Raw genomic sequence first — 7695 nt, forward strand, 5'->3', positions numbered from 1 at the left:
TCGTCCTGGCACGGCAAGGGTTGTCGATATTGTGGGCGTCTTGCGCTTGCCGAGCTTGTCCGAAATCCAGCGCCGGATCAGGCGTGAACACTGTTGCGTAGTTCGTCAGCCAGAGCGCGGAGAACGTCGGCGCTTCCTTCCAGCGCCGTAAAAGCGTAGGGATTGAGGAACTGTCGGCCCCAGAACAGATTGCGATCTGTGCCGGATAGCGTAGCTTCCTCGCTGACACGCGGCCAATTCTCCGCAATGCATCGGAGCTGGCCTTCAACAATCGCAAGAGCTTCCGGCGCGCTGAGCAGGAAGTGATGCGCCGCTTCAAGGCAGGACGCTATCCGGCTCATGCGGTTATTGCCGCTGATGAGCATGGCCTGGCTGGCCTCCTGGCCACTGCGGGCCTGCGGACAAATATCGTACGCAGGCGTGAGGGTGAGCTTAGCGCCGTCCCAGAATGCCGCATGGTTGCGGGCATGATCGTCGGTGTTGCCGCAAAGTATGTTGAAGACAATGCGGCTGAACAACTCGCGCAGAGTTTCCGACGGCGCGGTGAATCGGTGGCGAATGATCTCCGCCAAATCCTGGTAGCTGGCGTAACGCGCCATCATCTCATCGAGCGCGAGCATCGTCAGCGCTGAGACCATGGATTTGCGTTGCCAGCCGCCCGTGACCTTGATCCGGTCGAATCGCTCGACGAGCAACACGTCGTTGCCTGCGGCGCGAACGAGCGAGACGGATGCCGCTCTGATGCCGCACAAGGCGGCAAGCCGCATGGCTATGAATTCTCCTTTGACGACGCTGTAAAGGTCGGCAGACGAGGAAAATTTCGCGACATGCTTGACGGCGTCACCCTCGATCAGCGCCTTTGGCCTTGCGCCGCCGATCGAGCTGCCGTGATGCAGCGCCTGATCTAATTCGGGGGTGAGCGGAATACCTTTCTCTACCCGCTCCGCCGATTGGACAAGCTCTTCGAGAGTGGCATTGGCCAGTGCGCGCGGCTCGTAATGCATTGGCGAAAACTGAAAATCGAGCGCGCCGATGCGGTCCGAGCCTGATTCCAGCAAGAACGTCAGTTCTGAAATATCGAGCCGCGCGATTTCATCGCCCTTCACACCGAATTTGCGGTTTAGGATAACCCGTCGTCCCCAGGCATCAGGGGCAGCATCGCGGATGCATCCCGGCATGGTTAGGCCAGGAAGCAAAGGCAATTCGCCTGCCTTCAGGGGCAGTTCCGGGAGATAAAGCGGGATCGCGCTTCCCAGTTCACGAAAGCTCCTGCCATAGTTGAAGCTGACGAGTCCGTCATGGGCATATAGCCGCCCGGCGACAACCGGCGCGGTCTCGCCCGGCAGCCAGACCCAGACATAGGCTTCGTCGTACTTGGGGACCTTAGAACTCATCGACGATCTGCTTGCCGGCCTTGTAGACGTGCTTCGGCAGCAGCGCGATGCGATCGTCCATGCGGCCTGTGAGGGCTGTGATGCCATTGCCGTCGGCATCGAACAGCTTCACACCGACAATGGCAGCAGCTTCGAACATCAGTCCGATTTCGACTTTGGGATCGCCCTTCTCGATGCGCTGCAGGGTGCTGCGTGAAACACCGATTCTCTCGGCTAACTCCTGTGCGGTTAACCGGTGCTGCATCCGGCCAAGCCGGATGGTCTTACCGAAAAGGCCAAGCGCTTCCATCGCGTAGCGCGAATAGGTGCGTTTATACGTTGCCTTCATTCGGGTCTCTGTGACCTATGCATGATCCATATCGCCTTCTTTCGAACTTTATATAGGTAATGTCACAGAGCGACTGCCAAAGTCAAGACTCCGTATCGCAAGCGTTACCCATCCGAACGAGGAAGGCGGATATTGCCGACGGCTCCTGCACAACCGGCCAGCTCTGCGCGTCTCGGGCGAGGCGGAGATCTGGCGCTGGATCGCGGACAGCCTTGAGACGCCTCGCATGAGTCATTCATGGGCGGTCCCTGGTGCGGGGCCGCGGCGCTCGACTGCTGGCCGACATTCTCGGCGGCGGGACCCGCATCCGGCTACACCAGCACTTTTCGACCGCATACGCGCCCAGCTTCTCTCCGAAATCATTGCCAATGAGCGCGAACCTCATGCGATCGCCGAGCTGGCCTGGCGGCGCGGAATCTACGCACGCATCCGTATTCGAGACCGCCCAAGGGAGGCTGACTAGCGTAACGCCCTCCGATCTAAGCGCCTTCCACAAAGCCGCTTTCGCACGCGACGGGCTGCATGTGGCGGTCGTAGGCGACATAGATGCCAAGCCCTGAGAGTAAGGCTCTACCAGCTGTTCGGCGATTTGCCTCAGAAACTGGCGCTTGCCGGCGCGAACCAGTGGTATCGCGAGGGCGAGCACGCCGAGCGCTTTTCCTCCGCCCTCCACTGACCACAGACCCGCACGCAACGAAGCCGCGCTCGATCTTATCGTGGCGTGGCTAGGTGCAATGTTTGCTCTCGCCATCAGGCCGGCTTTCCCGATGGCGTGGTCAACCTGATCTATGCGTCCGAAGGTGATCGCGTGGGCCGTGAACTCTGCACCAATTCCAAAGATCAGCTTTACCGGTTCGAACGAGGTCGGACGGCTGCTGATGCGTCAGTGCTCTGACCAGATCAAGAAGGTCAGCCTTGAAACCGGCGGCAATGCACCTTTCATCATCTTCGATGATGCCGACATTGACGGTGCTGTTGACGGTGCGGTCCAGGCGAAGTTCCGCAATGCCGGCCAGACCTGCGTTTCCGCGAACCGCATTTACGTCCAATCGAGCGTTCACGATGAGTCCGCCGAGAAATTGTGGAGAAGGTCCGGCACTTATCAGTGGTCCGACGTCTACTCCCGGAGCGAAGCCGTCGCCAACCCAAGATCGAGTCCCACATCGCAGATGATAATTCGATGCGGGGCCGAACGATAAATATGCATGCTTTGGCCACCCCGAGGCAGGGCTCATTGAGATGATCCGACCGCCTTGGAACAAAGATGGGGTAGAGCAGATGAAGCGTTGGCAGCGTGTCTCCATTCGACGCGAGCGCTTAGGATGGGATCACGATCATTCGCATCACGCGCAGCCGCAAGGGCGATGCCATGGCTACTTTGGAATCGTTGAAGTGGTTTGAGCCGGACAGTCACAAATACACCCGTTACGCCGCGGCTCAGGAAACGGGGCGGCGTCCGGCGGTGGAGGTGCTCGCTGACTTAAAAAGGGTGCGGGCAGTCGTTGCGCTTGAGAGCGACGACATTTGGGATCCGGCACGGGGTGACCTGCTGCCAATCGGCAGTTAACAGGGTCCGACAAAAGTGTGCACAACATGCTGCTGAAGTGGCCTCCGGAAGCGCTACCGGAAGTTACGCGTCTTGAACTTGATAGGGTCGATATGGTCATACTGCATCGACGATGTCGCGCCCCTTCGGCATGCCGCGCGGATCGATGCCCGATCCGCCGTGATGAGCCTCGTCCCTCGGCCGTGCGGCAACGGAAACGGCGTCTTGCGGTTTCCCACGCTGGCCAGCCCGGCCGACAGATCGGTCAGCTCGTGGGCGACGAGGTGCACCACCTCCTCTTCCGTCGGATGCGTCCGCGGACGCCGAGCATGGCCGAAGCAAGAAGCACGCGCCGGAATTTCTCGAGAGATCTTGACCCAGACGACGACGTTTGCCGCACCCGTCTCATCCTCCAGAGGAACATGAAGCCTTTGGCCGAGCCCGGCCGCTGCCGGACCAGCACCAGGCCGGCGGCCTCGAGCCAGCTTCTGCCTCGCGCCTGCATAGCATCCTGACAGGTCACGGTGCGGCGCCGGTTAGGCGGCACGCCGATTTTGGCAACGCTAGCCTGTGAACTGAAGAATGAAGGTCGGACTTGCGGCACATCGATTAGGTTCAAATGATAAGTTGCTGCCCGGCGAGGTCGTTTCAGCGCATCTCGACTGGTGGGTCGGCAAGACAATGCGGAACGGAAATGATCGCAGGCGTAAAGGACGGCTTTCGGGGCCGGAAGCTTCAGGCCTGGAACCGGACCCCAGTTTGGCGCAAGCATCGTGGCCTCCGCCCGGTCAGGCATTCACCGGCTCGCGAAATGCCAATTGATTCTGCTTAACCGGGCATACCTAAACGGCCACTTGCGTTCCGATCTCGACCACACGTCCGGTCGGGATCTGGAAATACTCCGTCGCGTCGGCGGCCGTGCGCGCCAAGCCGATGAACAGCTTGTCCTGCCACACCGGCATGCCGGAGTTGGGTGACGCCTTGAGCGAGCGACGCGACAGGAAGAAGGACGTCGTCATGATGTCGAACTTCCAACCCTGCTTGCGGCAGATCGCCAGCGCACGCGGGATGTTAGGCTGTTCCATGTAGCCGAAGGTCAGTGTCACCCGCATGAACAGCTCATTGATCGTTTCCATCTTGATCCGCTCGCTGTCGGGCACCACGGGCTGCTGCGCCGTCACCACAGAGAGGATGACGTTCTGTTCGTGCAGCGCCTTGTAGTGCTTCAGGCTGTGCATCAACGCGGTCGGCGCACTGGCGGGATCGCTGGTCAGGAACACGGCCGTACCGGACACCAGCTGCGGTTTCTTCTTCAACAGATTGCCCGCAAGGAAATCGAGCGGAATCTGGTTCCTGCGCGTCTTGTCAAATAGATACCTGCTGCCTCTTATCCAAGTCCACATGGTCATCACGATCACTGCGGCAATGGCAAGCGAGGCCCAGCCGCCTTCGAATACCTTGACGATGTTAGCTGCAAAGAAGCCGGTATCGATGAAGACGAACACCGCCATTAAGGCTATCGCGACGCCGAGCGGCCATTTCCAGATGCGCGTCATCACAACAAAAAGCAGTATGTTCGTCACCAGCATATTGCCGGTCACCGAAATACCGTAGGCCGAGGCCAGCCGGCTGGATTCGCCGAAGCCGACCACCAGCAGCATCACCACCAGCGCCAGCATCAGGTTGATGCGCGGCAGATAGATCTGGCCCGACTGTTTTTCCGACGTGTGCTGGATGACGAAACGCGGCAGCATGTTGAGCTGTACCGCTTGCCTGGTCAGCGAAAAGGCGCCGGAGATCACCGCCTGGCAGGCGATCACGGTCGCCGCCGTGGCAAGCACGACCATCGGAATAAGCGTCCAGCCCTGGTTCATCTCGAAGAACGGATGACCGACAACGCCGCCATTTGCCAGCACGAAGGCGCCTTGCCCGACATAATTGAGCAACAGACAAGGGAACACGATCGCCAGCCAGGCGAGCACGATCGGCTTGCGGCCGAAATGGCCGAGGTCGGCGTAGAGCGCCTCGGCTCCGGTGACGGCGAGGAAGACTGCACCAACCGTAACGAAGGCGACGTCAGGCGAGTTGACCAGGAACGACACGATGTAATGCGGGCTGATTGCCAGCAGGATTTCCGGGTCGTCCATGATGTGGTTGAGCCCGGAAAGGCCGATGGCCAGGAACCACAGCGCGGTAACGGGTCCGAACACCAATCCTACGCCGCCGGTGCCAAACCGCTGTACCGCAAACACGATCGCCAGGATGGCCAGTGTCAGCGGCACCACATAGGGCTGGAACGTCGGCGTGACGACATTCATACCTTCGACCGCCGACAGTACCGAGATTGCCGGCGTAATGACGGCGTCGCCAAAAAAAAGCGCCGCGCCGACGATGCCGATGCCGATGCCGATGCCGAGGATCACCGCAGAGCAGGTCGGGAAACTGTTGCGCGCCAGCGCCATAAGCGACAGCACTCCGCCCTCGCCTCGATTGTCGGCGCGGAGCACGAACATGATGTATTTGATCGTCACGGTGATCGTCAGGGACCAGATGATCAGCGAGAGTACGCCGAGGATGTCGCCACGGCTGGCGACGTTGCCACCCGCTGATGCATGCAACGCCTCGCGAAATGCATAGATCGGGCTGGTGCCTATATCGCCATAAACGACACCTAGTGCGCCCAACATCAGCGCCTTGGTGCTGTGCTGCTCGACCTCAGAATGGCTCGATTGTTCGACAGGTTCTGCCTCGTTACCAGCATTGGTAAGGGCCATGGACGACACTCCGATAAGCGCGCGGTGCTCTACGCTTGCTGCACTGCAATATCAAGTTCCGTCACGTAATGTCTGCCGTCTCGCCTGTCGTTGCTCGCCTTGGTAGACTCGCCAGCCCGCAGCCCTACCGAGCAGCAATAGCGCCCCGGCAGAACCCTCAATCGCCCAGATCAATGAATGGTTATCGCCCACAGTGCCCCCCCGCGATGCGGCCGATGGCGACCAGGGTGTCGTGGGCGCACAAGGATGGCGCTTTCCTGATGACGCCGTGCTCCAGGTGTGATCGCACCGTTGCTGCGCAAGCCATTTACTTGCTCGTCCCAGCGAGGACCGTGGCCAACTGGAACGCAGGGCCACGCCGCTCACCGGCCGCACTTTGCGGCGCAGATAACGATTCGATCTCCGCGGCGAGATTCTGGTTGAAGAAGCCACCAAGCTTGTCGAAGGACACACGGTCGTAATATCGACATGCCAGTATCCGCAACCCAGAAAAGCTCCTTGGGCTCCGCTGCGCGCGCCACGAACAACCCGATCTTCTCTGCGAAGAGGACGCCGTAATCCTTCAGGTTGAAGCCAAACCGGGGGGCGGCCGTGACGTATGGGCGAAGGGCTAGGAGGCGGGTTCGGTGAGGAACGGCATTGATGTCCACGCCGTCTCCTGGAAAGACAGAGGAATGCGGTGTCACCGACTGGCGCCGGAGGTTGATCCGGTGATTAGGAGGAGCACTCGTTGTCGGATTCTCGACGATGTCGGACATCTGACACAACGCTGCCAGAGCGATCACGTTGTTCCGAAACGATTTTCCCAGTTGGCACGACAATTGCGGTCCTATGCGCAAAAGCACTGCGATGCCGCACCGACTGGAAGAACTCATCAATGATCACGCTTTTCGAACATGTGGGCGCCGCTACCAACACTAAGCGTTCCCGATCAAACGGAAGCCTCTATCCCTTCTTTCTGAAGGCTGTCCGGACATGAACGCATTTGATGTCCGTCCAACGCTGGATGCTCCCGACGACGATCTCTATCTTTGGCTTGAAGATGTGGAAGGCGAGCGGGCACTTGCCTGGGCCGCCGGCCAGTCGGCAAAGACCCTGAAGCACTTCAGTGGAACGCAGTTCGAGCGCGACCGCGCGACTCTGAAGGCAGGCCTGTTCCCTAAGCGGCGTCGCATCTCCCCCGGCCGAGTCGCATGGCTTGAATCCGATATCAGGGCTTGGATGGAAACTAGATCTGAGAGCCGCACCGCATGAATGTAGCCTCCCAATATCTTCTCCCGTCTGTGGCGCATCACGAAGCCGGGCACGCGGTGGCCGCCATCGTTTTGCACCGTCAGATGTTCGACGACGACCGTGAACTCCCTGCTTTCTCAAGTGTTAGTATTTACCCCGACGCCGGTGACGGAGAGTGCGGTGGTTTTGTCGAAGGCACGGTTTTCTATTCAGCGCAAGGATTCACCTCGGAGCTAAAGCCGATTTTCGAGAACGATATGGATCGACATTTCCAACGCGATGAAGCGATCCAAGAGATAGTTGCGTGTCTGGCAGGTCCTTTTGCAGAATCCGCATTCGAAGGCTATCTGGACCCGCGCGATATGGCGATGAATGCGTCCGATGGGAATGAGGGGAGCAGCGACTACGCGGATGCCAAGC

General features: G+C 59.6%; 5 protein-coding genes and 2 pseudogenes. 3 read left to right on the forward strand and 4 right to left on the reverse strand.

What is annotated here, in order from left to right; all coding sequences use genetic code 11:
- Positions 1-77: 77 nt before the first annotated feature.
- Positions 78-1394 (reverse strand): HipA domain-containing protein, encoded by a 1317-nt coding sequence (locus EN925_RS00240; RefSeq protein WP_063169281.1) that lies wholly within the window; start codon positions 1392-1394, stop codon positions 78-80.
- Positions 1384-1722 (reverse strand): helix-turn-helix transcriptional regulator, encoded by a 339-nt coding sequence (locus EN925_RS00245; protein WP_063169282.1) that lies wholly within the window; start codon positions 1720-1722, stop codon positions 1384-1386. Before EN925_RS00245 ends, EN925_RS00240 begins: the two co-directional genes overlap by 11 nt.
- A gap of 611 nt (positions 1723-2333) precedes the next feature.
- Between EN925_RS00245 and EN925_RS39545 the strand changes: the two are divergent.
- Positions 2334-2830: pseudogene (locus EN925_RS39545) on the forward strand (aldehyde dehydrogenase family protein); the annotation flags it as partial.
- A gap of 512 nt (positions 2831-3342) precedes the next feature.
- Here EN925_RS39545 and EN925_RS00260 read toward each other — a convergent pair.
- A pseudogene (locus tag EN925_RS00260) lies at positions 3343-3803 on the reverse strand (OB-fold nucleic acid binding domain-containing protein); the annotation flags it as partial.
- Between the two features lie 307 nt (positions 3804-4110).
- Positions 4111-6042 carry a potassium transporter Kup gene (locus tag EN925_RS00265; RefSeq protein WP_063169287.1) on the reverse strand — a complete coding sequence of 644 codons (1932 nt, stop codon included), beginning with the start codon at positions 6040-6042 and terminating at the stop codon, positions 4111-4113.
- Between the two features lie 975 nt (positions 6043-7017).
- On the opposite strand from EN925_RS00265, the gene EN925_RS41410 reads away from it, so the two are divergent.
- Both EN925_RS41410 and EN925_RS00275 read left to right on the forward strand, forming a co-directional pair.
- Positions 7018-7296, forward strand: a complete 279-nt coding sequence (locus tag EN925_RS41410; protein WP_063169289.1) for an AlpA family phage regulatory protein — start codon at positions 7018-7020, stop codon at positions 7294-7296.
- Positions 7293-7695 (forward strand): hypothetical protein (locus tag EN925_RS00275; RefSeq protein ID WP_164747208.1); only part of this gene is annotated, 403 nt, incomplete at its 3' end. The genes EN925_RS41410 and EN925_RS00275, both read left to right, overlap by 4 nt.

The organism is Mesorhizobium sp. M7A.F.Ca.US.006.04.2.1, assembly GCF_004022915.1.
GTDB lineage: Bacteria > Pseudomonadota > Alphaproteobacteria > Rhizobiales > Rhizobiaceae > Mesorhizobium > Mesorhizobium ciceri.